Annotated in this window: 19 protein-coding genes; 4 read left to right on the forward strand and 15 right to left on the reverse strand. The window is 70.5% G+C overall.

Features of this window, described 5'->3' with window-relative positions; all coding sequences use genetic code 11:
- Positions 1-63 precede the first annotated feature (63 nt).
- The 6 genes from OG214_RS27275 to OG214_RS27300 all read right to left on the reverse strand — a co-directional run bounded on the left by OG214_RS27275 (position 64) and on the right by OG214_RS27300 (position 10129).
- Positions 64-2847, reverse strand: a complete 2784-nt coding sequence (locus OG214_RS27275) for a SpoIIE family protein phosphatase (RefSeq protein WP_405986220.1) — start codon at positions 2845-2847, stop codon at positions 64-66.
- Between the two features lie 139 nt (positions 2848-2986).
- Positions 2987-4129, reverse strand: a complete 1143-nt coding sequence (locus tag OG214_RS27280) for an XdhC family protein (protein ID WP_405986221.1) — start codon at positions 4127-4129, stop codon at positions 2987-2989.
- 171 nt (positions 4130-4300) lie between these two features.
- Positions 4301-6679, reverse strand: coding sequence for a beta-glucosidase (locus OG214_RS27285; protein WP_405987630.1), 2379 nt, complete (start codon positions 6677-6679; stop codon positions 4301-4303).
- Positions 6680-6879: 200 nt separating this feature from the next.
- Positions 6880-7743 carry a carbohydrate ABC transporter permease gene (locus OG214_RS27290; RefSeq protein ID WP_405987631.1) on the reverse strand — a complete coding sequence of 288 codons (864 nt, stop codon included), beginning with the start codon at positions 7741-7743 and terminating at the stop codon, positions 6880-6882.
- 47 nt (positions 7744-7790) lie between these two features.
- Complete coding sequence (locus tag OG214_RS27295; RefSeq protein ID WP_405986222.1) at positions 7791-8777, reverse strand: carbohydrate ABC transporter permease; 987 nt, start codon at positions 8775-8777, stop codon at positions 7791-7793.
- Between the two features lie 8 nt (positions 8778-8785).
- A complete protein-coding gene (locus OG214_RS27300; RefSeq protein ID WP_405986223.1) occupies positions 8786-10129 on the reverse strand; it encodes an ABC transporter substrate-binding protein in 1344 nt (447 codons plus the stop codon).
- Positions 10130-10288: 159 nt separating this feature from the next.
- Here OG214_RS27300 and OG214_RS27305 point away from each other — a divergent pair, with 159 nt between their 5' ends.
- Together OG214_RS27305 and OG214_RS27310 are read left to right on the forward strand one after the other, a co-directional pair.
- A complete protein-coding gene (locus OG214_RS27305; protein WP_363079512.1) occupies positions 10289-11305 on the forward strand; it encodes a LacI family DNA-binding transcriptional regulator in 1017 nt (338 codons plus the stop codon).
- Between the two features lie 87 nt (positions 11306-11392).
- Positions 11393-11689, forward strand: a complete 297-nt coding sequence (locus OG214_RS27310) for a DUF2277 domain-containing protein (protein WP_405986224.1) — start codon at positions 11393-11395, stop codon at positions 11687-11689.
- A gap of 54 nt (positions 11690-11743) precedes the next feature.
- Here the strand turns inward: OG214_RS27310 and OG214_RS27315 are convergent, their stop codons facing one another.
- The 4 genes from OG214_RS27315 to OG214_RS27330 all read right to left on the reverse strand — a co-directional run bounded on the left by OG214_RS27315 (position 11744) and on the right by OG214_RS27330 (position 16928).
- Positions 11744-12406 carry a VTT domain-containing protein gene (locus OG214_RS27315; RefSeq protein WP_363079510.1) on the reverse strand — a complete coding sequence of 221 codons (663 nt, stop codon included), beginning with the start codon at positions 12404-12406 and terminating at the stop codon, positions 11744-11746.
- A 305-nt stretch (positions 12407-12711) separates the two neighbouring features.
- A complete protein-coding gene (locus OG214_RS27320; protein WP_363079509.1) occupies positions 12712-13167 on the reverse strand; it encodes a DoxX family protein in 456 nt (151 codons plus the stop codon).
- Positions 13168-13233: 66 nt separating this feature from the next.
- Positions 13234-15312: an FAD/NAD(P)-binding protein gene (locus OG214_RS27325; RefSeq protein ID WP_405986225.1), complete on the reverse strand. Its 2079-nt coding sequence runs from the start codon at positions 15310-15312 to the stop codon at positions 13234-13236.
- A gap of 260 nt (positions 15313-15572) precedes the next feature.
- Positions 15573-16928, reverse strand: a complete 1356-nt coding sequence (locus OG214_RS27330) for a tetratricopeptide repeat protein (protein ID WP_405986226.1) — start codon at positions 16926-16928, stop codon at positions 15573-15575.
- Positions 16929-17305: 377 nt separating this feature from the next.
- Here OG214_RS27330 and OG214_RS27335 point away from each other — a divergent pair, with 377 nt between their 5' ends.
- Positions 17306-18280 carry a hypothetical protein gene (locus OG214_RS27335; RefSeq protein WP_363079505.1) on the forward strand — a complete coding sequence of 325 codons (975 nt, stop codon included), beginning with the start codon at positions 17306-17308 and terminating at the stop codon, positions 18278-18280.
- Here the strand turns inward: OG214_RS27335 and hemC are convergent.
- The 3 genes from hemC to OG214_RS27350 all read right to left on the reverse strand — a co-directional run bounded on the left by hemC (position 18273) and on the right by OG214_RS27350 (position 21977).
- Positions 18273-19211 carry a hydroxymethylbilane synthase gene (hemC, locus tag OG214_RS27340; protein WP_363079504.1) on the reverse strand — a complete coding sequence of 313 codons (939 nt, stop codon included), beginning with the start codon at positions 19209-19211 and terminating at the stop codon, positions 18273-18275. The genes OG214_RS27335 and hemC overlap by 8 nt on opposite strands.
- Positions 19212-19367: 156 nt before the next feature.
- A complete protein-coding gene (locus tag OG214_RS27345; protein ID WP_405986227.1) occupies positions 19368-21131 on the reverse strand; it encodes an alkaline phosphatase D family protein in 1764 nt (587 codons plus the stop codon).
- 192 nt (positions 21132-21323) lie between these two features.
- Positions 21324-21977, reverse strand: a complete 654-nt coding sequence (locus OG214_RS27350; RefSeq protein ID WP_363079502.1) for an HNH endonuclease family protein — start codon at positions 21975-21977, stop codon at positions 21324-21326.
- A 502-nt stretch (positions 21978-22479) separates the two neighbouring features.
- Between OG214_RS27350 and OG214_RS27355 the strand changes: the two genes are divergently transcribed.
- Entirely contained in the window at positions 22480-23217 is a 738-nt protein-coding gene (locus OG214_RS27355; RefSeq protein WP_363079501.1) for an ABC transporter permease, read from the forward strand.
- A 213-nt stretch (positions 23218-23430) separates the two neighbouring features.
- On the opposite strand, the gene OG214_RS27360 is transcribed toward OG214_RS27355, so the two are convergent.
- Together OG214_RS27360 and OG214_RS27365 are read right to left on the reverse strand one after the other, a co-directional pair.
- Complete coding sequence (locus OG214_RS27360) at positions 23431-24120, reverse strand: HAD-IA family hydrolase (protein ID WP_363079500.1); 690 nt, start codon at positions 24118-24120, stop codon at positions 23431-23433.
- A 116-nt stretch (positions 24121-24236) separates the two neighbouring features.
- Positions 24237-25100: a peptidoglycan-binding domain-containing protein gene (locus tag OG214_RS27365; RefSeq protein ID WP_363079499.1), complete on the reverse strand. Its 864-nt coding sequence runs from the start codon at positions 25098-25100 to the stop codon at positions 24237-24239.
- Positions 25101-25290: the final 190 nt, after the last annotated feature.

A 25290-nucleotide genomic window follows, 5' to 3' on the forward strand; every position in this document is an offset into this window, starting at 1 on the left:
GGCTGTTGGAGGTCACACGCCCCGTCGGTGCGGGACGCGGTGCGGCATCCGCGGGCGGATGGGTCAGGGCAGTGACTGTTCTGCCCAGATGACCTTGCCGTCGGCCGTGTAGCGGGTGCCCCAGCGTTCGGTGAACTGGGCCACCAGGAACAGGCCCCGGCCTCCCTCGTCCGTGGCCGCCGCGTAGCGCAGATGGGGTGAGGTGCTGCTGAAGTCGGAGACCTCGCAGATCAGTGTGCGGTCGCGGAGCAGACGGACGCGGATCGGGCCGAGCGCGTAGCGGATGGCGTTGGTGATCAGTTCGCTGAGGATCAGCTCCGTGGTGTACGCCATCTCCTCCAGGCTCCAGTCCACGAGCTGCCGGGCCACGTCGGCCCGTACATGGGAGACCTCCGAGGGGTGCGCGGGCACCTCCCACTCGGCGATCCGGTCGGGGTGGAGCACGCGCGTACGGGCCACGATGAGCGCGATGTCATCGCTCGGACGGTCCGGCAGCAGCGCTTCGAGCACCGCGGAACAGGTCTCCTCCGGGTCTCTGTCCGGGTGCGACAGAGCCTCCCGCAGCAGATCGAGCCCGGCGTCGATCTCCCGGTTGCGGTCCTCGATGAGCCCGTCGGTGTACAGCACGAGATGGCTGGCCTCGGGCAGCCGCAGCTCCGCCGTCTCGAACGGCAGCCCGCCGAGGCCCAGCGGAGTGCTGGCCGGCAGGTCGAGGAACTCCACGCTCCCGTCCGTGTGCACCAGCGCGGGCGGCGGATGGCCCGCCCGCGCCATCGAACAGAGCCGGGTCACCGGATCGTAGATCGCGTAGAGACAGGTCGCGCCCGTGATCATCGCACCGCCGCCCGCGATCCCCTCGTCATGGTCGATACGGGTGACCAGATCGTCCAGCAGGGAGAGGATCTCGTCGGGCGGCAGATCGAGCGAGGAGAAGTTGTGGACCGCCGTACGCAGCCGGCCCATCGTCGCCGCCGCGAGCAGACCATGGCCGACGACATCCCCCACCACCAGCGCCACGCGCGCGCCGGGCAGCGGGATGACATCGAACCAGTCGCCGCCGACCCCCGCCTCCGCCGGCAGATAGCGGTAGGCGACATCGAGCGCGTTCTGGTCCGGCAGCACCTGGGGGAGCAGACTGCGCTGGAGCGTCTCGGCCATGGTGTGCTCGCGGGTGTAGCGCCGCGCGTTGTCGATACAGACCGCCGCGTGGTTGGCCAGTTCCTCCGCGAGCGACACATCCTCGTCCTCGAAGGGCTCGGGCTTCTCGGCGCGCCAGAAATTGACCATCCCCAGGAGCACTCCCCGGGCCCGCAGCGGCGCGGTGACGAGGGAGTGGACGCCGTACGCGAGGACCCGGCCGGTCGCCTCCGGGTCCTGGGCCCGCCATCCGGTGTCCAGCCGGAGGTCGGGCACCGCCGTTCCCCGTCCGCTCTCCAGGGTCCAGGCCTGCGGTGTGCTCGAACGGAACGCGATGTCCCTGCCCAGTTCGTAGAAGGGGTGGTCGTCGCGGATACCGACGACGGCCGTACGGTGCACCTCGGAGACGCTGGTCAGCCCCGCCGGTTCCTCGCCGCGCAGTACGGCCTCCGCCAGATCCACGGTGGCGAAGTCGGCGAAGCGCGGGACCGCCACCCGGGCGAGTTCCTCGGCGGTCCTGGTCACATCGAGCGTGGTGCCGATCTCCGTGCTCGCGTCGTACAGCAGCTTGAGCTGCTTCTGCGCCACCTCCGCCCGGCCCGTGAGCACGCGCAGTTCGGTGGAGTCGCGCAGCGTCGCGACACATCCCGGCGGCCCGCCGTTACGGTCGGTGGGGCGGTTGTTCACCACGAGCAGCCGTTCCCCGGTGGCCAGCACCTCGTCGCTCGCGACACGTCCGGAGGCCAGCATGCCGGCCATGACCGGGTCCAGACCGAGCTCCGTGACGGCGCGGCCCTCCGGCTGCGGGGGCAGGCCGAGCAGCCGGATCGCCTCGTCGTTGGCGAGTACGAGCCGGCGCTCGCCGTCGACGATCAGCACCCCCTCCTTCACGACGTGCAGCACCGCGTCGTGGTGGTCGTACATACGCGTCATCTCGATGGGGTCCAGCCCATGGGTCTGACGCCGCAGCCGGCCGCTCACCAGCGCCGTTCCGCCCGTGGCCAGGACGAGCGAGGCGGCGGCGGCCGACAGGAGGATCGGGACCTCACGGGTGGCGAGGCTGTTCACCTTCTCGATGGTGATCCCGGCCGACACCAGGCCGACCACTCTGCCGATGGAGTCCTTGACGGGGGTCACCGCCCGCACCGAGGGGCCGAGGGTCCCCGGGACGGTCTCGGTGATCGTCTGCCCCTTCAGGGACGGCCCGATGGTGCCGATGAAGTGCTCGCCGATCCGCTCGGGATTCGGGTGGGTGAGCCGGATCCCCTTGGTGTTTATGACGACGACGAAGTCGACGTCGGTGGCTTCGCGGACCGCCTCGGCCCGTGGCTGGAGGATCGCGGTCGGATCGCGCGCGTCCAGGGCGGGCGCGATTCCCGGTGAGTTCGCGAACGAGGTGGCGACGGCGAGACAACGGTTGCGCGCCTCTTCGGTGGTGTCGTGCCGGGACACCAGAAGGAGCGAGACGACGGAGGCGCCGACGAGCAGCAGCACGATCACCAGTTGCAGGATGAACACCTGCCCGGCGACGGTGCGCATGCTCAGCCACGCCTGACCACGCCGCCCCGACGGCGTCCGCGGGGACCGGCGTTCGAACTTTCCTCGCCACCCGCCTGTTCCGCGCGGGTCCTCCGGCCGCCGACTCCGTGGGCGCCGGTCGGAGCGGGCAGTCAGGACCCGAGCCCAGGATCGACCCGTATGTCGGGTCATGTACATACATCTACACCGCCTGTCTCCACTAGGCGAGCGGGCAAGGGGCCCACTCCGGCGCGCCCGGCCCCCGGCTCGGCGGCGGGTCGGGTCAGTGGTGGATCGGCTCGGCGGTGGATCAAGTCAGCGGCGGGTCGGGTCAGTGGTGGATCGGGAGTTCCGTACGTGTCAGACGTTCGCCCGTGCCGCCCCAGCGCAGGGCGATGATCTCGGCCATGATCGACACCGCCGTCTCCTCCGGGGTACGGCCGCCCAGGTCGAGGCCGATCGGGGCGGAGAGCCGGGCGAGGGCGCTCTCCGGGACGCCGTCCTCGCGCAGCCGGGCCAGCCGGTCCTCGTGGGTGCGGCGGCTGCCCATCGCGCCGATGTAGCGGGCCGGGGTGCGCAGGGCGCGGGCCAGGAGCGGGATGTCGAACTTCGGGTCGTGGGTGAGCACACAGATCACCGTGGACCCGTCCACCGGGTGCTCCTCGAGATAGCGGTGCGGCCACTGGACGACCAGCTCGTCCACGTCCGGGAACCGTTTGCGGGTGGCGAAGACCGGCCGGGCGTCGCAGACCGTGACGTGGTATCCGAGGAACTTTCCCATCCTGGCGACCGCGCCCGCGAAGTCGATCGCGCCGAACACCAGCATCCTGGGCGGCGGCGCGAAGGACTGGACGAAGACGGCGAGCCGGTCCATACGCCGCTCGCCGTGGCGTCCGACCCGTACGACCCCGGTACGGCCCTGCGCGAGCATGCCGCGCGCCTGCTCGGTGATCGCGCCGTCCAGCCTTCCGTCGCCGAGCGTGCCCCTCACCGTGATGCCGGAAGAGCCGCCGGGAGAGTCGTCGGGAGAGCCGTCGGGGGTGTCCGGCGCGACGACGAGATTGCCGCCCGGTGGCAGGTCGCCCGACAGGATCGAGGCGACCGCCACCGGGCGTTCCGCGGCGATGCGGCCGAGGACGTACGGCAGCTCGGGGAAGTGCGCGTCATCGGCCGGCCGTACCAGGATCTCGACGGTCCCGCCGCAGGTCAGCCCCGCCTCCAGCGCCTCGTCGTCGCTCACGCCATAGGTCCTGAGCGCCGCCTCGCCGGAGTCGAGCACCTCCAGCGCGACCTCGTACACCGCCCCCTCGACACAGCCGCCGGACACGCTCCCGTACACCTCGCCGTTCTCGGCGACGGCCATGGCCGCGCCCGGCCGGCGCGGGGCCGACCGCCAGGTCTGTACGACGGTGGCCACCGCGAAGCGGACTCCGGCGGCCTGCCAGACGGCGATCGATTCGGCGATGTCCCGCACGTGCGCTCCCTTCGCCCACCCCGGCCGTCGGCCCGCGCCGGCGACCGGACAGGACCTAAGCGCCACCCTAGGTCGCTGTCGGCGTTCCGCACTCCGGAGAGATACTCCGGAGAGACGCCGGGGGAGAGGAGCGGAGGGACGGAGGGAGCCGCCGTCGCACAGCAGGAGATGTCAGGCCGGTCCGGTGGCACCTCCCCGGGTGACGGTGAACCGCGCGTGCAGCTCACGGGTGTGGTCGACCCTCCGTACCGGACCCGTCAGCCTGGCGGTGGCGGTGAGCCGGACATCGGCGCTGGACGCCCCCAGCCGCAGCTCCAGCTCGCCCGGTTCGACGATCCGGCGCCCGTCGCGGCCGGTGAAGGAGGCGAGATCGGCCGGTACGGTCACCGCGACCGAGGCCCGCTCGTCAGGCTCCAGCGGAACCCGGACATAGCCGATCAGCCGTTGGACCGGCTGCACGACCGAGGCGACGGGGTCGCGCAGATAGAGCTGGACCACCTCGGTGCCCGCCCGGCCGCCGGTGTTGCGGACGGTGAAGGACAGCTCCAGGGAGCCGTCCGTACCGGCCGAGCCGGTCGCCACCAGGCCGGACCAGTCGAAGGACGTGTACGTCAGACCATGTCCGAACGCGAACGCCGGGGTGGGATCGATGCTGGAGACCTCGCTGACCCGGGCCAGCGGCGCCGCCAGATAGGTGGACGGCTGGGCGCCCGGGAGCCGGGGAACGCTCACGGGGAGCCGCCCCGACGGGCTGATCCGTCCGCTGAGCACCCCCGCGACGGCGGATGTGCCCTCCTGTCCGGGGAAGAAGGCCTGCACGACGGCGGCGGCCTCGCCGGCCGCCCGGCCCAGGGCGTACGGCCGTCCCGCCAGCAGGGTCACCACCAGCGGTGTCCCGGTGCCGTCGAGCGCGTCGAGCAGGGCTTCGAGGAGCTGCCCCTGTACGCCGGGCAGCCCGAGGTTCTCGGCGTCACAGCCCTCCCCGCTCGTACCCCGCCCGAAGAGTCCGGCCCGGTCGCCGAGGGCCACGACGACCACGTCCGCGTCGCGGGCCGCCTGTACGGCCGCCGGGAAACCGGAGGTGTCGGGCGAGTCGACACCCGCGCCGGGCACGGCGACGATCTCGCTCCCGGGGAACTCGGCGGCGAGGGCCTCCCGGAGGGTGGGCAGTTCGATACCGACGGGGGTGTCCGGGTGCTGGGCGCCGACATGGACGGGGAAGGAGTAGCAGCCCAGCACGGCGGTGGGACTCTCGCCCTGAGGCCCGATCAGCGCGATACGGAGGCCCCCGGAGCCGGACGAACCGGAGCCGGACGAACCGGAGCCCGCCGCACCGGACTCCGGCGGTCCCGCGGCCGGCCCGGCCGTCAGCGGAAGCGTGCCGTCGTTGCGCAGCAGGATGACCGACCGCTCCGCGAGGCGGCGCGAGATCTCCCGCCGCGCCGGGGAGTCGAGGTCCACCGTGCCGCGCAGCGGAGCCGTGTCGTCGTACGGCGCGCGGCCAACCAGGGCCGGGGGCACCGGGCTCCACTCCGGGTCCAGCAGTCCCAGCTCCGCCTTCTGGGTCAGTACGCGCCGCAGCGCGCGGTCGATCAGCTCCCGCGGCACCTCCCCGGCCGCGATCGCGTCCCGCAGCGGCCGGCCGAACGTCTTCACGGTGGGCAGTTCGACGTCCACGCCCGCCGTGAGGGCCGCCGCCGCGGCGCCGCCCCAGTCGGCGGCCACCCCGTGCAGGGTCTTGAGGAAGGCGATACCGAAGTAGTCGGCCACCACCGTGCCCTCGAAGCCCCAGGTGTCCCTGAGCAGTCCGGTCAGCAGTTCCTCGTCGGCCGCGCCCGGCACCCCGTCGGTGTCGGTGTACGCGTGCATGACGGACCGTACGCCGCTCTCCCGTACCGCCATCTCGAACGGCGGCAGGATCACATCGGCGCGTTCCCTGGCGCCCATGCTCACCGGGGCGAGATTGCGTCCGCCTCGCGAGGCGGAGTAGCCCGCGAAGTGTTTGAGGGTCGCCACGATCCCGGCGGACTCCAGGCCCTGGATATAGGCGGTGGCGACCGTACCGACCAGATACGGGTCCTCGCCGATGGTCTCCTCGACCCGGCCCCAGCGGGCGTCGCGCACCACGTCGAGTACGGGGGCCAGCCCCTGGTGCAGTCCGACCGACCGCATGTCGCCGCCGATCGCGCCCGCCATCTCCCGTACCAGTTCCGGGTCGAAGGACGCGCCCCAGGAGAGCGGGACGGGATAGGTGGTGGCGCCCCAGGCCGCGAAGCCGGCCAGACACTCGTCATGGGCCATCGCCGGGATGGAGAAGCGGTTGGCGGCGACGATCCGTTCCTGGGTGCGCATCAGCGACAGCGCGCCCAGCGCGGGGTCGACGGGGACCGTGCCGAAGGGTCTGGTCAACTGGCCGAGACCGTGCGGAAGGAGTTCGTCGAGCGAGGGCGGCCGGTCCATGTCGTGCTGGTGCGGGGCGACCTCGGCGCCGTCGGCGGAGGCCCCCGCCCACAGGCCGTAGAGCTGGGCGAGTTTCTCCTCCGTCGTCATCGCGGAGATCAGATACGCGACCCGCTCCGCGCGGCGCCGCTCAAGGACGGCGGCCGCGGAAGAGGTCGTCTCGGGGCCGGCGGCATGGGGGTCCACGGCGTCGGGGGCGACCGCGTGGGGGCCGGCGGTGTCGGGGTCGGTTGCGGTGGGGGCGGTCGCGTGGGGACCGGCCGCTGTGCGGCCGATCGCGGTGTGGTCGGTCACTTTCCTCCCACGCCCATCAGCCCCTGTACCAGGGCACGACGGGCGAACAGGTAGACGAGCAGAACAGGCAGCGTGGACAGGACCACGGCCGCGAGCAGGCTCGGGATGTCGATGCCGTACTGGGTCTGGAAGTTGTAGAGCCCGAGGGTGAGCACCTTGGTCTCCTCCGACTGGGTCAGTACGAGCGGGAAGAGGAAGCCGTTCCAGGCCTGGAGCGCGGAGAACACGACGATGGTCGCGAGGCCGCTCCTGGACAGCGGGACGACGAGCTGGAAGAAGACCCGCCGGGTGCTCGCCCCGTCGAGGGCCATGGCCTCGAAGAGATCGTCGGTGATGTCGCGCATCGTGCCGGTGAGGATGAGCGCGCAGACCGGCAGCGAGAACGCGGCGGTGGGCAGGATGACACCGATGAGGTTGTCGTACAGACCCACATTGCTGATGACATAGAACATGGGGACGATCACGGCCTGCGCCGGGATCGCGAGACCCAGCAGGAAGAGCCGGAAGACCCGCGAGGTGGCCCGGCCCCGGTTGCGTACGATCGCGAAGGCCAGCGGCGGTACGAGGAGCAGCACGATCCCCACGACGCTCGCCGTGACGACCATGGTGTTGAGGAAGTAGCGCCCGAAGCCGTTGGAGAAGTCCTCCACATAGTTGGTGAGGGAGAAGGACTCGGGGAAGGAGAGCGGACCGCCCGCGCCGTACTGCGCGCGGGACTGCACGCTCGCGCCGAGCATCACATACAGCGGCAGTGCCACCAGACACAGCCACAGCAGCACACCCAGCCCCGCCGCGTAGTTGGGACGGTGGCGCCGCGCGGAGGTGGTACGCCGCGCGGAGGCGTTACGCCGCGCGGTCATGGCGGGCCGCGTGGTCGTGGTACGGCTCGTTCCGGACTGTCGGCTCATCACAGACCGTCCTTCGTGCCGGCCATCTTGTCGTAGCCCGAGATCCGCACCACGGCCAGCGAGATGAGCGTGGCGACGACGACGAGCAGCAGCGCGATGGCCGCGCCCGCTCCGAAGTCGAAGCCCTTGAAGGCCTTCTGGTACATGTAGTAGGCGGTGATGGCGGTGTCGGTGCCCGGCCCGCCCTGGGTCAGGATCAGCACGGTGTCGAAGGTGGTGAGCCCGCCGACCACCATGAGGATCACCGACGTGATGATGGAGTTGCGCAGCTGCGGCAGCGTGATGTGGAAGAACTGCCGTACGGTCCCGGCCCCGTCGATCGCCGCCGCCTGGTAGAGCACCTCGGGGATCGCCCGGGTCGCGCCCTGGTAGATCAGCGCGTGCAGCGGAGTGAACTGCCAGGCGCTCACCAGTACCAGCACACCGATGGCCCCGGTGCGCGAGCCCAGGAGATTGCCGTCCCCGAAGAGCCAGCGCGCCTGCGCCGGCACCCCGAAGTTGGGATCGAGCAGCGCCCGCCAGAGCACGGAGACCGCCGTGGCGGACAGCAGCAGCGGTACGAAGAAGACCGCGGACAGCACGGCCCTGTTGCGCTGCGGCCCGGCGGCCCAGACTCCGAGCAGGATGCTCAGCGGGGTCTGGACCAGTACGCCGAGCCCGGTGAGCAGCACACTCAGCCAGAGGCTCTTGATCATCACCGGGTCGTCGAGCAGCGCGGTCCAGTTGTCGAGACCGGCGAACTCCGGCGGACCCAGCCCGCTCCAGCTCGTGAAGGAGAGTACGGCGACCAGCACCAGCGGCACGATCGCGAACAGCCCGAAGAACAGGACGGCGGGCAGGGTCCAGCCCAGACCGGGACGGGCGACCGAGCGACCGGGTGAGGTCTTCGTGTCGCTGTCCCTGTCCTTCTCCTTGTCCGCGCGGCCGGAACCGGGGCGGGGGCCGGAACCGGGTCCGGTGACAGCGGCGGTCATCTGGGGTGTCATCTCGGACGTCAGACGGTGGTCAGGGCCTGCATGGCCTTGATGAATCCGTCGGCGTCGAGCTGCCCGTTGAAGAACTGCTGGACGGCTTGCAGCAGGGGCGTGGCGTTGGTCTGGAGATACGCCTGGTCCCACGAGAGCTGGAACGTGGGCGCCTTGTCGACCAGATCGAACTGGTACTTCAGATACGCCGAGTTCTCCGCCGAGTCCAGGAACTTCGCGGTGTTCGTGGTGGTGGGCAGGTTGCCGATGGCCAACTGCGCCTCGACGAAGTCGTCGGAGTACATCAGCTTCAGGAACTTGGCTATGTCGTCGGCGTGTTCGGTCCGCTTCAGCACCGAGTAGAAGTTGTTGGTGTTGCCGACGACGGCGGCCGGGTCACCCTTGCCGCCCGCGACGGAGGGGAAGGCGCTGTAGCCCAGATCGTTCTTCGCGAAGTCGGGATTGGAGTCCTGATGGGTGGAGAACTCCCAGGAACCCATCAGCTCGAAGCCCGCCTTGCCGCTCGCCAGCAGCGCGGGCGAGCCGCCGTCGGTGAACTTCACCGAGTCGTAGTTGGTGCCGAACGCGCCCGTGTCGACCAGCTCCTTGAGCATGCTCAGCGCCTTCCTGCTGTCGGCGCTCTCCCAGACGGCCTTGTCTCCGGAGAGGGCCTTCTGGAGCAGTCCGGGACCGGCGATACGGTCGTAGAGATACTCGAACCACATCAGCGTGGGCCACCGGTCGCCGCCGCCGAGCGCGATCGGTGTGACGTCCGCGGCCTTCAGCTTCTTCACCGCGTCGAGCAGCTCGTCCCAGGTCTGCGGCGGCTGTGCGACACCGGCGTCCGCGAGCACCTTGCGGTTGTGGAAGAGCAGTACGGGCTGGGTGCCGCGCATGGGGATGCCGTACGCCTTGCCGTCCACCTTGGCGGTGTCGTACACCGACGGCAGGAAGTTCGACCTGAGCCCGTCCAGACCCTCGGGGCCCGTGCCCGGACTCTTGGCGATCAGATCGTCGACGGGCAGCAGGAGATCCGCCTTGACGAAGGGCTGGATGCTGCCGCCGCCCCAGTTGAAGAAGACGTCCGGGGCCTGCGGGGTGTTGATGATGGTCTGGAGCTTCTGCTGGTAGTCGGCCCCGGGGACGGTGTCCAGGACCGCCTTCACCTTGGATGTCTTGTTGAACTCCGCGACGATCTGCTTCTCCACCTTGTTCGCGGCGTCCCCGTACACCAGGACGTGGAACTCCCCGGCGCCGCCCGCCGAGCCGCCGCTACCGCCGCAGGCGGCCAGGCTCAGGCTCAGGACGAGCGCCGCACCACCGGCGACTGCTTTCGAGAATCTCACGCGTGACGTCCCTGCGCTTGTCTTCATCGATAGACCTCTCGATCTCTCGAAAGTATCGGCCACATTGCCGAAACTATTCTGCCGAGTGACCGTAGGACCCCACCCCGAGGCGGTCAACAGTGCGGTCACGGCGCGACCAAACCGTTACCGGACGTCGGTACCCGCCGGTGCCTTATCCTTCGGTCCATGCGTGATGACAGGAGTGCAGGCCGGGTCACCCTGGCCCAGGTGGCTTCGCAAGCCGGGGTTTCGCTTTCGACAGTTTCGAAGGTCCTCAACGGGCGTCCCGATGTCGCGGCTCCGACCCGGGTGAAGGTCGAGGAGCTGCTGGAGGAGCACGGCTACCGGCGCTCCGCGCCCGGCGTCCCCGAGGCGCCGCTCATCGAGATCGTCTTCCACGAGCTGGACAGCACCTGGTCGATGGAGCTGATCAGAGGGGTCCAGAACGTCGCCAAGGAGACCGGGGTGAGCGTCGTGCTCACCGAGACCGGCACCCGCCACTCCCCGGGCGCCGACTGGGTCGAGGGCGTCCTGCGACGGCGCCCGCTCGGGGTGGTCCTGGTCTTCTCCACGCTTCCTGACGACCTCAAGAAGAAGCTCTGGTCCCGGGCCATCCCGTTCGTCATCATCGACCCGGCCGGTGACCCGGAGCCCGATGTGCCCTCCGTGGGATCGGCCAACTGGGCGGGCGGGCTCGCCGCCACCCGTCATCTCACCGAACTGGGCCATCGCAGGATCGCCGTCATCACCGGGCCCGAGGACATGATGTGCTCGCTCGCCCGTCTGGACGGCTTCCGTTCGGCGATGAGCATGGCCGGTCTCGATGTCGATCCGGCCCTGGTGCGCTTCGGCGACTTCCATGTCGAGTCGGGACGTACGCACGCGATGGACCTGCTCGGGACCGCCGACCGGCCGACCGCGGTCTTCGCGGGCAGCGACCTCCAGGCGCTGGGGGTGCTGGAGGCGGCGCGGGTGCTGGGACTGCGCGTCCCGGCGGATCTGTCGGTGGTCGGATACGACGACATCCCGCTCGCCCAGTGGTCGAGCCCCGCGCTCACCACCGTGCACCAGCCGCTCGTGGCGATGGCCGAGGAGGCCTCACGGATGCTGCTGCGGCTGCGGAAGTCCGACCAGGCCGACGCCCGGATCGAGTTCGGCACCAAGCTGGTGGTACGGGACAGCACGGCGCGGCTGGGGGAGTGAGGCCGCCGGGGCTTGGCCGTGGAGGCCGCGGAGGCCGTGGTGGGCATGCCGTGGAGGGCGCGTCGCCGTAGGGGGCACACTGGGGGCATGTGCCGCAGCATCAAGACTCTCCGTCCGCCCGTGCTCCCCGAAGAGGCCACCGAGGAGGACATCCGGGCCGCCGCCCTCCAGTACGTACGCAAGGTCTCCGGCTTCCGCGCGCCCGCGGCGCACAACCGTGAGGTGTTCGACCGGGCCGTGGAGGAGATCGCCGAGGCGACCGCGAGACTGCTCGGGGACATCGAGGTACGGGGCGCGGGCGTGAGGGCGGGTGCGGACGCGAGCGCGGGTGCGAACCCCGGCGCGAACGCGCCCGTACCGGCCGCGCCGGCTCGTACCGCCTGAGGCCGGACCGTACGTCTGACACCGGTCCGTACGCCCGAGGCCTACGGTCCGAGGTCAGCCGGTCGGGGCCGCGGCCGGGGCAGGGGCCTGCTCGGGGCGCCGGATGACAAACGCCGCCAGTGAGCCCGCCGCGAACAGCGCCAGGACGGACACGGCCGTGCCGACCCAACTGGCGCCCAGCCACTGGCCGCCGAAGTAGCCGAGGCCCGTGCTGTAACCGGTCCACGCCACGCCCGCCAGCGCCGACCAGGGCAGGAACTCCATCACCTTGCGGTGGGCCGCGCCCGCGCCGAGGGAGACGATCGAGCGTCCGGCCGGGGCGAACCGCGCGATGACGACGAGGATCCCGCCGCCACGGCTGAGCGCGCCGCCCAGGCGTTCCTGCGCGGAGGTCAGCCGGCGTGAGCGCGCGATGGCCCGGCCGAGCCGGCCGCCGCGTCTGGCCAGCCGGAAGGCGAAGAGATCGCCCAGTACGGAGGCGCCGGCCGCGCACACCATCAGGAGGAGCAGCGAGGGCACCTCGCGCGGTACATGGGCCACCTTGTCGGCCGCGTCGGCGACGGCGGTCGAACCGGCGCCCGCGGCGGCGGCCGTCGCGGCCGTGATCACCAGCACACCGCTGGGCAGCACCGGCAGGAACACGTCGAACAGTACGGAGACACCCACCACCGCGTAGATCCATGGGCTGCCGGTCAGCGACCCCAGACTCTCCAGCACCTTCTCGACTCTCCCCGCCCGGTCCTGTGACAGTGCCGCGGTCGCAGGGAAGCGGCAGGGGCGGCTGCCGCCGTACAGCGTACGCCTGTGCGGTACGACGAGATCGCCCGGGGCGTGCGACGACGACGGCCGGACCTTGGTCAGGGGTCCGGGCGCCGGTATCGGGGTGCCACCACATCGGTCGAACGGGACGAACGGGTCGAACGGGTCGGGCGAAGCAGGCGGAGCAGGCAGAGCAGGCGGAGCAAGCAGGCCGGGCAGGTCGGCCGGGCCGGGCGGGTGCGGCGAGCGGCGGAGCGTGTGGATCAGGCGGCCACCGCCGTACGTCGTTCCCGCCCCGCCCCCTCACTGTCGCCCTGGGAACCGCGGGAGCCGCGGGAGGGGAACAGCCGGTCCAGCGAGAGCGCTCCGGGACCGGTGAAGACGATCAGAAGGAACGCCCAGCAGAACATGGCGGCGGGCTCCCCGTTGTTCTGCATCGGGAAGAGTCCCTCGGGCTGGTGCACGTTGAAGTACGCGTACGCCATGGAGCCCGAGGACACCAGGGCCGCTACCCGGGTGCCGAGGCCCAGCAGCACCAGTACTCCGCCGGCGAGTTGGATGACGGCGGCGAACCAGCCGGGCCAGGCGCCCGCCTCGATGGTCTCCTTGCCGAAGAGGCCGAAGAGCGAGGCGGCTCCGTGACAGGCGAAAAGAAGCCCGACGACTATACGGAACAGCCCGATGGCGTAGGGCTGAGCATGGTTCAGGCGTGTGTACATGGGGGGTTGTACTCCTTCGATCGATTGGTCTGGACCGATGAGAAGCTCCCCTCACGTTAGGCAGACCTAATCAATGCTTGCAAGTTCAACATTCCGCCGTGGATCATTTCGCGCCGCGCCCTCCGCGCCCCCGGTCGGCGGCGTGCGCAAGGTGGCACGTGCCACCGCGTCGGTGTCCGAGAGCATCACCGAGTCGACGCCCGGCCGCGCTCCCGCGGCGGTCACCCAGTGCACCCCTTCCGTGGGCACCCCGAGGGCGAACCTCCTGGGGTGGAATTCCCCCTGACGGTCTATGAGGTGGTACGGACGGCGTGTTACATCCAGGCCGCCGGTTTCGTAACCACCGACGCGGTGCGGCCGGCACTGGCCCGTCTTCAGAAGCCGTGAGAGCAGGGGGTCGCAGCTGCGCCGGAGGTCCGGTTCCGGCAGCCGGGCCTCCACGAGGGTCGTGGCCAGGACGGCCGATCCCGGCACCTCGGGCGACTCGGCGACGAACGCGCCGTCCATGGTTCTGACGGTCGTCCGGGGCCCGATCACATCGAGCACCCCTGCCTCGACCAGCGCCGCCATCTCCTCGATACGGCGGCGCGGCGGACCGATGGAGAGGAACGCGTTCAACGGCGTGTACCAGCGGTCGAGATGGTCGCGCCGGGAGCTGCCGGTGAGCCCGGTGTGGTCGACGATCTGACGTATCTCGTTGCGCAGATCGCGCAGCACGTCCAGGGCCGCCTTGGCCGGGCCGGCGAGATTGCCGAGCGCCGCCTCGGCCGCGTCCCGCCGCAGATGGGCCAGCAGCCAGGCGCGGTGATCCGCCGGATCGCGGAAGGGCTCCCCGTCGTACGGGCGTGAGATCCGGTCCCAGGACCAGCGGTCGGCCGGGGCGATCCCGGCCGTGTCCAGGACGGCGGACTCCTGCGGGCTGCCGTGGGGCATCGCGAGGAAGCGGTCGAGGAAGTCCTCGCGGGTGAGCGGCGGACGGCTGCGCGCCGCTGACATTGACATTGACGTTGACGTTGACATTGACGGGGGCCGGGCGGAGGTCCTGGACGCGGGCGGGGCTCCGAAGAGGGTGGTGGCGTAGAAGACCGCCTCCACCTCCTTGGCGACCAGCGGCCATATCTCGGCGCGGAAGTCCGGCGGATCGCCCTCGTCGGCGCGTTTGCGGAAGACCGCGATCACATCCGGCGTCAGCACGAGCGGCAGATGCCGTCCGGACGGTCCCTTCGCGTTGTCACCGCGCGCCTGGTACGGGACTCCGCGCCGCGAGCCCGCGTACAACTGCGGTTCGCGCCCCGACGGGTGGTATACGAGAACGCCGTCGGCCCCCCGGGCGAAAATGCCCCCGCGGCCCGCCGTCAGCAGCGCCATGTGGTCGAAGAAATTGAGGCCGAGGCCGCGCAGCAGAACCGGTTCGCCCGGAGCGACCCCCGAAAGATCGACATCCGCGGGGTTGGCGGGCGGCAGATAGCGGAGCCGGTGGCGCGCGGCGTACTGCGCGAGGGTCGCCTCGGTCTGGCCGGAAACCACCGGTAGATGACCCTGTGCGAGAACGACCGCGGAGAGGCCGGAAAGCGTTGTGCCATTGTCCAGAGTCAGGGTCTGGGCGGGCCGTTGGGGGGTGGACGAACCAGGTGTACGGGATGAGCCGGGCGCCACGAGGGATGTGATCGCGCCATCGTCGGCACTGTCGGCTCCGTCGTCCAGCCGGATCGCGCGGGCCCGGTGCACCTCGACCGTCACATTCTCCGGCGCGTTCTCCACCGTCGTACGGAACGCCCACTCCAGATAGCGGCCGTAGGCGGCGCGGCTCGGGTAGTCGTCGGGACCGAGCCGCTCGTCGGGGCGGCCCGCGGCCCACTCGTACAGACTCGGGCCCGGCCGTATCGGGCCCTCGCACTCGACGCTCTCGTCGGTGAACACGGTCACCTGCGAGGCCACGGTGTTCATCAGGAGTTCGGCCGACTGGTCGGTACGCCAGACAAGACCCGCGCCGGGTGGCGCGGGATCGACGAGATGGACGGTCAGGGGGACGTCCGGAGCCAGTTCGGGCACGGACGCACAGAGTCTTTCGAGGACCGAGGTGCCGCGGGGACCGGCGCCGACGACGGCGAGTGAGCGGGGCTGGGGCGGCCGTGCATCGGACAAAACTGTGACTCCCGGGGCATGTGGGGTACGGGAAGCGGATGGTCCGCATCATCATGCCGTTGCCGCACCGGCAGCCGAACCCTTGGGCCAAGGATCACGCCTTGTGTGAATGATCACGAAGCGGCTGTCGGGGACTCGGGAGCGTCGCCAGGTGTCAGCCTGTCAGGGACCGTCTCTCCACGGTCACCAACTCGGCTTCGCCGGGCGGGGCGTGACCCCGGCCCGGTCGCGGACCGGCGGAACGGCCCTGCGGGTCAGGGTTATGGGCTGGTGCCGAACCGGGGACCGCCCGTCTTGCCGCGCGACTGACGGGATCGCTCATAGATTTCCCCCGCTGCCGAGTTGGATCGATATGGCTCCAGAAGCGGGATGATTCTGGAAACCTGCTGGTCCACTCGGCCTGAGTGAATAGTGGGATACTCGTCCAGAACCTTTTCCCATGTTCCGCATGCGGCTTCAAGGTGTCCCATTCGCAATTGCCGTTCGGCGAGCATGGAGCTGAAGCGAATGGCTGATCGTCGGCTGTCGGTAGAGTCACGCAAGCGGAAATGTGTGTGCAGGTAATCTACGCTTCCGGGTATGTCGCCGAGCTCGTAGCGCACTTGAGCAACGTGATACGCGAAAGTTGACGGGTTGTAGGATCCGAATGCCGGCGATCGGGACTCCGCCTTTTCGATGGACACTTCGGCTTCACGTAGATATATGAGCGCGCGGGAGTTGTCGCCAATCTGTGCGCTGGCGTGAGCCTGTTGCCCTGCGAGGAAGGCTCTCATTCGCGGCCCCGCTTTGGGCGATGCCGCCGCTGCGGCATCTGCGAGGCGCATCGCTTCTCGTCCATGCCCCAGGTCGACGGCCTGAACGCTCATCCCGCGAAGTGTTGTGCAGTATGTCAAATGATCCTCGGAAGCGCCCGCCAACTCAAGCGCCTTGAGGTAGTAGCGCTGGGCAAGGCCGTGAACTCCTTCATCCACTGCCATGTACCCGGTCAGATAGCAGAGGTCCGATGCGGCGGACATCATGGCTTTACGGACCGGTTCGGCCCCGTCTGCTCGAAGGTAGGGGGCGACCGTGTTGACCAGGAACGCGGCAGCCATGGGGCGTGCGTGACGTCCTCCGAATTGGTCGTCCAGGTCCGATACGCGCTCGGTCATGGCGATGACCATCTGGACGTCTTCCATGCCGATTTTTTGAATGCCGCCGGTTTGTGCGGCCTCCATGCGACCCACGACATCGGGCCAGTTGGGCACCGTGAGTGCGACGGAAAAGAGAGCAGAGCCTATGACGCTGCGGCGTGACGGGTCCATGTCCTGCCTTCCGAGATCGATGATCCCGTCAACAGTGCCCGATGCGCTTGGCGCTTCCGGAGCGGCGAAGCAGGCATCCGCCGGGGCTACGGCGCGGCCCAGCCTCCGGGCGAGCGCTTCCAGGATCAATGGCCGGGCCGACTCGCGCGGCATCCCGCCGTTCAGCCACTGGTGTACGGACGGGGGGCGGTACCGCACCGGGGTGCCCTGCTCGGTCCCGATGCGGTTCACGGCCTGGGCGAACTGCCGCAGAGTCCAACCGGTCTCGCGGAACAGTCGTTCCAACCCGCTGTTCGGTTCGCTGGTGCTCACGGTTCGTTCAACTCCCCATGCACGGAGGCGCCAATCGCTTAACGCTCTTAACTCTCGTGCGCTTTCCAACAGTACCGCTCTGTGTAACCGCGCGGTTGCCTAGTGCGAGCAACGCCAACAGTGAGAGCCGTACAGGGAAAGGGCAGCAGGCGCCGGCCATCGATCGGCCGGTCCCGTTCGTGCGCACCGGACGAACCTGAGGTACCCCACCGCAAGGTGTATTGGGACGCTCCCTCCGGTCCCGGATGGGACGCGTACGTGCACGAAGACTGTTTCGAAACGATTGAGCACCAACAACACGAGTAGTGACCGGGAGACAGGCCGGTGACTACTCGGAGCTGTTCACATCACGCACGATCCGACCCAAGGGATGAAACATGACCGTCACCACGACACACAGCAACCACGCAACCATCAGGGCGACAAGCCCGCTCCGGAGCCGACCGGCTGTCCGAAGCCTGCTGGAGCCGCAGACGCTCACACCGGCCGATCTGTCCATGGTGCTGCTTGTCACCGAGGAGCACGCCGACCGCCCCATGCCCACGGTCACGGTCGCCGAGATTCCCGCCGTGGTCCGCGAGTGCGTCGCCCTTGGTATCCGGTCTGTGAAGCTGTTCGCCGAGTCCGCCGAGCGGGACGCGACCGGGGAAATCTCGCTCGCCCCCGATTCGCTCATGGTCCGTGCCATCCATGCGTGCAAGGACGCGGAACCGTGCCTCGCGGTCATGACGGAAACGTGCCTGTGCTCGTACACCACCGATGGGGTGTGCTACCTCACCGATCGGCACGGACAGCCGGATGTTCCTTCCACCGTGAAGGCGACAGCCGCGCAGGCACTCGCACACGCGGAAGCAGGAGCGGACATCGTCGGGCCCGCGTCCATGGTGCTCGGCACGGTCGGCGCCGTTCGCGATCTCCTGGACGAGACAGGGCACGCGGAAGTGTCCGTCATGCCACATGTGATCTTCTGGTCCAGCCTGTACGACGGATTCAGGCTCACGATGGGTGCGACCCCGAAAGCGGGACTCAACCGGGAGTTTCAGATCAACCCCGGGAAGGCCGACCAGTTCGTCGACACGGCATTACGGATGGAAGCCGCCGGGGCCGACATGATTCTGTTGGAGCCCGCACAGTTCACGGCCGATGTGCTCGCCACGCTCCGCACGAGCACCCGCGTTCCACTCTTTCCCTTCTCCGTGTCGGGCGAATACACCGCGCTGACCCGCGTGGACTCCGCGACCGGGCTGCGGGACGTACGCCTGTTGATTGAGCTGTTCACCATGTTGAAACGAGCGGGGGCGAGCGCGAGCGTCACTTATGCCGCGCTCGATATCGCCCGACAGCTCACCTAGCCGCGAGAACACCCCGCACCGCGTCAAGGATCGAATGCGCGCCCTGGTCGATGAGTTCTGTGGCCAGGGCCGCGCCGAGTTCTTCCGGCTTGGTGGGCGGTCCGGTCAGCGCCCTGGAAATCTGCTCTCTGCCATCGAGTGACGTTACCTGGCCGGAGAGTCTGAGATTTCCGTCCGGCAGAGTCTCTGCATACGCGCCCACCGGCACACTGCATCCCCCGTGCAGGTCGGCCAGTAGCGCGCGTTCCGCCCGTACCTGGGCATCGACGGTCATGTCTCCGACCGTGGACAGAATTTCGCGGATGGACGCGTTGTCTTCGCGGACCTGAATACCCAGTGCTCCCTGACCAGGACTCGGCGGGAAAAGGTCGAGCGGCAACGCTTCCCCGATCGCATCGTCCAGACCGAGTCGGCGAAGCCCTGCTACCGCGAGGACCACCGCGTCAAGACCTTCCGTCTCGATCTTCTTGAGGCGAGGCGGCACATTTCCCCGGATCGGGACAATGTCGAGGTCGGGGCGGACCGCGAGGAGCTGTGCAATGCGCCGGGGGGCACCGGTCCCGACTCTCGCCCCCTTCCGCAGACCGGTGAGGGTCGAGCCGCACAGCGCGTCGCGCACGTCCTCACGTCCCGGCGGGGCCAGCAGTACAAGGCCCGGAGGGTTCGCCGTGGGAAGGTCTTTCAGCGAATGGACAATCACATCCACATCACCCCGTACCAATGCGGCTTCCTGCTCGGTGCTGAAAGCCGACCCACCGCTGACAGCGGACACGCGAGACAGGAGCGACTTACGGTCCTTGTCGCCCCCTTCCAGGATCACGCGGTGCGTGAAAACGGTGTCCGGAAATCGTTCGCGCAGGGGACGCAGATATTCGCGCACCTGAGCCTTGGCAAGATTGCTCGCGCGCGAGCCGACGAGGTACTGAACCACGGTGACCGACCAACTCTCCGAGCCTGACGGGTTGTCACCAGATTACGGTCCGGCGCGGCGTGCATATACAGACACGGGGTCGGCATAGCCATGATCACCATTACTGTCCCTGCGGGGCCCACCCGTCGGGGGTGAGGGGGTGAGGGGGGGAGGGGGTCAGGGGGTCAGGGACCGTCTCTCCACGGTCACCAGCTCGGCTTCGCCGGAGCGGGTGTGGGCCTGGTCCAGGCGTAGGTGGGCGGAGCGGCCCTGGAGGGTGAGGGTCATGAGCTGGTTGCCGAACCAGGGGCCGCCCGTTCTGCGCCAGTCGACGTCCGGGGGGTGGATCCGGCCGTGCCGGATCAGGGCGTGGCCCAGGCGGCGGGCGCCTCGGCTCCAGCCCAGGCGGAAGCCGAGTTTTATCCAGCCGGGTACGGAGTTGTGCACCGGGGAGCAGGTGAGCTGGAGGACCCGTGCGTCCGGGGCGTCCCCGGCCGGCCAGGTGGGCTCCGCGATATACGCGTGGTGCACATCGCCCGAGAGCACGGACACCGTCGCCGGGGCGTCCGGCCCGCCGCCGGCCTCCGCGATCAGCGCGGCCAGTGCGTCGAACGAGTCGGGGAAGGCGGCCCAGTGCTCCAGGTCGGCCGCCCGCCGCAGCTTCTCCCCGAACCGGGCCCAGCGCGGGCCGCGTTCGCCCCGGCAGAGCGCGGAGTCCCAGGACTCCACGTCGTGGATGAAGGGCGGGAGCAGCCAGGGCAGGGAGGTGCCGATCAGGAGATGGTCGTACGGGCCCTGGCCGGAGGGCCGTTCGCCCGGCTCTTCCGCGGGCCGCGTCGGCTGCCCCGCCCGCTGCCCTGGGGCGTCGCGGCCCGCCATCACCTGCTCGCGCAGCCACCGCTCCTCGCTCTCGTCGAGCATCGAGCGTTTCGACTCCTCCAGTACCCGCGCGCCACGGGAGTCGACCATCAGCAGCCGGGTACGGCCGAAGTCGCGCCGGTAACTCCAGCGCACACAGGCCGGATCGCGGTCGGCCTCCGTGGCGAACTTCCGGAGCAGGTCCGTTCCGTCGGGTTCCGCCCGTACCGCCGCGTACAGTTCGTCCGCCGCCAGCTCCTCGGGGGTGAGATTGCCGAGGTGCTGATAGACCCAGTACGACATCAGCCCGCTGAGCACCCGCTCCTGCCACCAGGGCTCTGTCCGTATGTCGGCCAGCCAGGCGGCGCTGGTGTTCCAGTCGTCGATGAGATCGTGGTCGTCGAAGATCATGCAGCTCGGCACGGTGGAGAGCAGCCACCGCACGTCCGGGTCGCCCCAGGACTCGTCGTACAGATAGGTGTACTCCTCGTAGTCCGCGACCTGGTCGCCCGGCGGCTCCGCCGGATCGCGCCGCCGCGCCAGCCGGGCCCGGGTCGGGTCCGACGTCTCGTCCGCGTACACCTGGTCGCCGAGGAGCAGCAGTACGTCGGGGCGTACGGCGTCGGGGTCGCCCGCCAGCCGCTTGGCGAGGGTGTCGAGCGCGTCGGGGCCGACCGGATCGGGCTCACCGTGCGCGGGCGCGGCCCACCGGCAGGACCCGAACGAGACATGCAGCGCGGTCCCGTCGCCCATGCTCCCGGCGCCGCCGGTGCCGAGGGAACCACCGGGGACCGCGGGGCTGCGGATCGTGCTCGGCGGGAGGGCGGAGTCCTCCGGGGGCCAGACCCGGCGGCCGTCGAGCAGTACGTCGTACGCGGTGGTGGTGCCAGGTGTCAGACCGGTCACCGGCACGATCGCGTAGTGGTGCCCTGCGACATGGAACGTGCGCGACATGCCGTACGCGCCGTCCGCGCACCGGACCTCCGCCGCGGCGGGCCGGTCGGTCTCGACCCATACGCTCGCCGTGCCGTGGCCGCCGAAGTCGACGTACCGCAGCAGTGGCCCCAGGCGCAGTCCGGTCATGGTTGCCCTCCTCCGTCGCACCGTAGGGTACGGAACGACGGAGGAAGGCGGGGAGGCGGTCCCGGCGGGTGTGGGGGGTCCCGCGGGAGCGGGCCGGGGCCGGGACGCCGTGACCGGGTGGTGGCGTGACCGGTCGCTGTGACCGGGTGGTGGCGCGGCCTGACGCCGTGACGGGGCGGTGGTGGGCCGGTGTCAGCAGCCGTTCAGGACGCTCTGGAGCGCGCTCTTCTCGGCCGAGTCGACGGTGAGGTTGTAGTAGTACTTCACCTGGACCCAGGCGCGGACGTACGTGCAGCGGTACGCGGTGCGCGGCGGGAGCCACTCGGCCGGGTCGCGGTCGCTCTTCGACTGGTTCACATTGTCGGTCACGGCGATGAGCTGCGGACGGGTCAGATCGTTCGCGAAGGACTGGCGCTGCGAGGTGGACCAGCCGCTCGCGCCCGACGTCCAGGCCTCGGCGAGCGGCACCATGTGGTCGATGTCCACGTCGGACGCGGCGCTCCAGGTGGCGCCGTCGTACTGGGAGTACCAACTTCCGCTGGTGGCCGCGCAGCTGGAGTTCTGCACGACGCTCGTGCCGTCGCGCTTGAGCACGGTCTCGCGGGTGTCGCAGGAGCCGGACTGAGTGATCCAGTGCGGGAACAGGTCACGGCTGTAACCGCTGGTGGAGCCCTCCGCCCGCACGGTGAGCTGGCCGAGGTAGGAGCGGGCGGTGGCCGCGCTGACCGGAGTGGGCATGGCCGCCTGCGCCGAGGGGGCGGTGAGCAGGGTCGTGGCGGTGGCGAGGGCGGCGGAGGCGGCGAGAACGGCGATACGGGGCATTCGACGCGCGTAGATACCTGACATGCGAACTCCCTTGGGGTGGGGGGAATCTGACCGGACCGTGCGGGGGTGGGACGTTCGGACCGGGCCTCGCTGGACCGTCGGTCCGGCCGCCATCGTGGCTGTGGCTGGTTTCCGTGGGGTGGGCGCCAGGTAACAGGGTGGCGACATGAGCACGTCACATCAAGAGGGTAAGGGTGCCGGGTAGTTCCTGGCGGGTGGGCAAGTGGGCCCAATCGGGGCAAAGTTGGCGCGGTCGGGGTGGCGCGGCGCGCGGGGGCGCGGCCCGCCGCGCGGGGCCGGCCGGGGTCTGCCTGGAGCCGACGGGGTCTGTCTTGAGTAGACCGGGTCTGTCCGGAACTCATGGGCCCCGCCCCGGTGCCGCCCCCGGCGCCGACGGGTCCGCCCCGACCGGGCTGACGGGCCCGTCCGTAACCCGTCGGCCGGCCGGACGCTCCGCCGCGTGCGCGGGCCCCGCCCTCCGGGCGGGCGGCGCCACCTTGAAGGCAGGGCCTAGGGTGGGGCTGTGCTGCTGCGGGTCGACGTGACGTTCTGGGTCGTCCTCGGGCTGCTGCTGGTCGTCGCCGTGGCCGTGGCCGCGCTGGCCCGGCTCGGGCGGGCCCGTGAGATCGCCTTCGCCGGGGTGCGGGCCGCCGCTCAACTCGGCGCGGTCTCACTGCTGATCGGGTGGGTGGTCGGGGCCGTCGCGCCGCTGCTCGGCTTTGTGGTGCTGATGTACGCCGTCGCCGTACGGACCGCGGGCCGACGGGTCACCCAGAACCGGACCTGGTGGTGGGCCGCCGTGCCGATCGGGGTGGCGGTGGCGCCCGTCATGGCCCTGCTGCTGCTCACCGGAGTCGTACCGCACCGGGGCATCGCGGTGGTCCCCGTCGTCGGGATCCTCATCGGTGGCGCGCTCACCGCGACGGTGCTGAGCGGCCGGCGGGCGCTCGACGAGCTGCACGCGCGGCGGGGCGAGGTCGAGGCGGGACTCGCGCTCGGGCTGCCCGACCGGGACGCCCGGATGGAGGTGGCCAGGGCCGTGGCGTCGGACGCGCTGCTGCCGGGGCTCGATCAGACGAGAACGGTGGGGCTGGTCACGCTGCCGGGCGCGTTCGTGGGGATGCTGCTGGGCGGCGCGTCGCCGGTGCAGGCGGGGGCGGTGCAGCTCTTCGTACTGGTGGCACTGCTGGCGGTGCAGGCCGTGGCGGTGAGTACGGTGCTCGAACTGGTCGCGCGCGGCCGGCTCCACCGGGACGTCTGACCCGGGCGCCGGATCCTGCCGTACGAGGACCCGGCCGGACGGGGCCGGTTGCCCCCGGGCCGGTGACCCCGGCCGCCGTATCTCCGGCTGTCGTACCTCCGACTGTCGTACCTCTGGCGGCCGTACCTCCGGCCGCCGTGACGAGGTCGCCCACGACCGGTGAGTCTCCTCCGCCTCCCGGACCCGCGCCTCCCGCCGCGCCGCGCCCTCGTCCTACGCCGTCGCGTGCAGCCGGATCTCGCCCGTCGGCAGCGCTTCCACGCGCAGTCCGGTCAGGTCCTGGACATGGACGTCCGGGGACATCGCCGCGGCCCGGGGGCCCACGCCCACCACCCGCATGCCCGCCGTCCGGGCCGCCGTGATGCCCGCCTCCGAGTCCTCCAGCGCCACGCAGTCCTCCGGCGCGAAGCCCAGCCGGGCCGCGCCCAGCAGGAAGCCCTCCGGGTGCGGTTTGCTCGCCTCGACGCTCTCGGCCGTGACCCGGGTCCCCGGCATGGGAAGGGCCGCCGCCGTCATACGCGCCTCGGCCAGGGCCGTGTCCGCCGAGGTGACCAGGGCGTGCGGCAGCGCCGCGATGGCCGCCATGAAGGCGGGGGCGCCGGGGATCGGGACGACGCCTTCCGTGTCCGCCGTCTCCTCGGCCAGCATCCTGCGGTTGTCGGCGAGGTTCAGCTCCATGGGCCGGTCCGGGAGCAGCACCGCCATCGTGGCGTACCCCTGGCGGCCGTGGACGACCTTGAGCACCTCTTCCGGGTCCAGCTCCTGCGCGACCGCCCAGCGCCGCCAGCAGCGCTCCACTGCGGCGTCGGAGTTGACGAGTGTGCCGTCCATGTCGAGGAGGAGGGCACGGGTGGTCAGGACGGACGTGGACGTGGATGTCGTGGTGGCAGCGGTGGCCGTCATCGGCGGACTCCAGAGCGCGGGAGCGGGGTAGCGGGGCCGGGCGGACAGAAGCGGCTCCGCCCGCCGGTCAGGGTATACGGGCGGAACCACTTTGTTTCGTCATTATACAAAGCGGCTCAGTGCCGTCGGCCATGCCCCTTGGTCTCGGCCTCCAGGGCGCGTCTGGTGTTCGGTCCGTAGACGCCCTCGGGGTCGCCCTCGATGCTCTTGTACGACTGGTAGATCCGTACCGCGCCCTCGACACGCTGGTCGTACCGGCCGTCGGCCGGGCCGCGGAACAGCCAGACCTCCCCCAGCCGGTTCTGGAGTTCCACCACCTCGGGACCGGAGTCCCCGGGGCCGAGCGAGATGCCCTCCGGCGCGAGCGACGGCTGCTCCGACGCCTCTCGCGTGGGCGACGGCGGGTCCTTGGGCGCGGGCGACGAGGGCGGTGCGGACGGCTGCCGTTCGGCGGAGGCGGAGGCGGAGGCGGTGGCGGAAGGGACCGTGCTGAGGGTGGGACCGGGGGAGGGGGCGGCGCCGCCCGTGGAGAGCGACGCGCCCGACCGTGTCGGGGTCGCCGACGACTCCGACGGGTCCGGCTCCATGACACCCACGGCCGGCAGGTCGCTCTGGTCCGGCAGCGTCCGCGCGCCCGGTTCGCTCCCCGAGAAGAGCCCGCCGGCGAACGCCGCCGTACCGATCACCGCCAGGGCCGCCGCGCCGATCGCCAGCGCCCGGTACGGCGTACGACGGGGCGGCGGCGGTGGCGGATAGAAGCGCGCGGGCGGTGGCGTGGCGGAGTTGGTGGCCGGGGCGAGGGGCGGCATGGGGCCCGTGGTGCGGAAGGCCGGTGGCGGCTCCGTAGGGTCGTCGCCCGCGTCGAGTGTCACGTATGGGCGTACGCGCAGCGGATTGAAGTCCTCCGCCTCCGCGATCTCCTCCGTGATCTCTTCCGTGGCCTTTTCCGTGACCTTTTCCGGGGTCTCCACGGCGGGCATCTCCGCGGTTTCCTGTGCGCTTCCCCCGGCGGTTTCCCGCGCGGCCCCCTGCGCGGCGGCCTGCTGAGCCTCCGTCGGCTGCTCGGACGCCCGCGCCACACCCCCGGGAGTCACCCCTGGAGCCGCACCCCCTGGAGCCGCGGTCCCGGAGGCCGCACCCCCGGGCGCCACTGCCTGCCCGGCCACTGCC

It is taken from the genome of Streptomyces sp. NBC_00872 (assembly GCF_045161915.1).
Classification (GTDB): domain Bacteria; phylum Actinomycetota; class Actinomycetes; order Streptomycetales; family Streptomycetaceae; genus Streptomyces.

Bases quoted from the DNA above. Each gene is read 5' to 3' on its own strand.
- OG214_RS27275 (WP_405986220.1), bottom strand. From the start codon at position 2,847: ATGACCCGACATACGGGTCGATCCTGGGCTCGGGTCCTGACTGCCCGC.
- OG214_RS27285 (WP_405987630.1), bottom strand. From the start codon at position 6,679: ATGACGACGGAGGAGAAACTCGCCCAGCTCTACGGCCTGTGGGCGGGG.
- OG214_RS27290 (WP_405987631.1), bottom strand. From the start codon at position 7,743: ATGACCGCGCGGCGTAACGCCTCCGCGCGGCGTACCACCTCCGCGCGG.
- OG214_RS27295 (WP_405986222.1), bottom strand. From the start codon at position 8,777: ATGACACCCCAGATGACCGCCGCTGTCACCGGACCCGGTTCCGGCCCC.
- OG214_RS27300 (WP_405986223.1), bottom strand. From the start codon at position 10,129: ATGAAGACAAGCGCAGGGACGTCACGCGTGAGATTCTCGAAAGCAGTC.
- OG214_RS27305 (WP_363079512.1), top strand. From the start codon at position 10,289: ATGCGTGATGACAGGAGTGCAGGCCGGGTCACCCTGGCCCAGGTGGCT.
- OG214_RS27310 (WP_405986224.1), top strand. From the start codon at position 11,393: ATGTGCCGCAGCATCAAGACTCTCCGTCCGCCCGTGCTCCCCGAAGAG.
- OG214_RS27320 (WP_363079509.1), bottom strand. From the start codon at position 13,167: ATGTACACACGCCTGAACCATGCTCAGCCCTACGCCATCGGGCTGTTC.
- OG214_RS27335 (WP_363079505.1), top strand. From the start codon at position 17,306: ATGACCGTCACCACGACACACAGCAACCACGCAACCATCAGGGCGACA.
- OG214_RS27345 (WP_405986227.1), bottom strand. From the start codon at position 21,131: ATGACCGGACTGCGCCTGGGGCCACTGCTGCGGTACGTCGACTTCGGC.
- OG214_RS27350 (WP_363079502.1), bottom strand. From the start codon at position 21,977: ATGTCAGGTATCTACGCGCGTCGAATGCCCCGTATCGCCGTTCTCGCC.
- OG214_RS27360 (WP_363079500.1), bottom strand. From the start codon at position 24,120: ATGACGGCCACCGCTGCCACCACGACATCCACGTCCACGTCCGTCCTG.
- OG214_RS27365 (WP_363079499.1), bottom strand. From the start codon at position 25,100: ATGCCCGCCGTGGAGACCCCGGAAAAGGTCACGGAAAAGGCCACGGAA.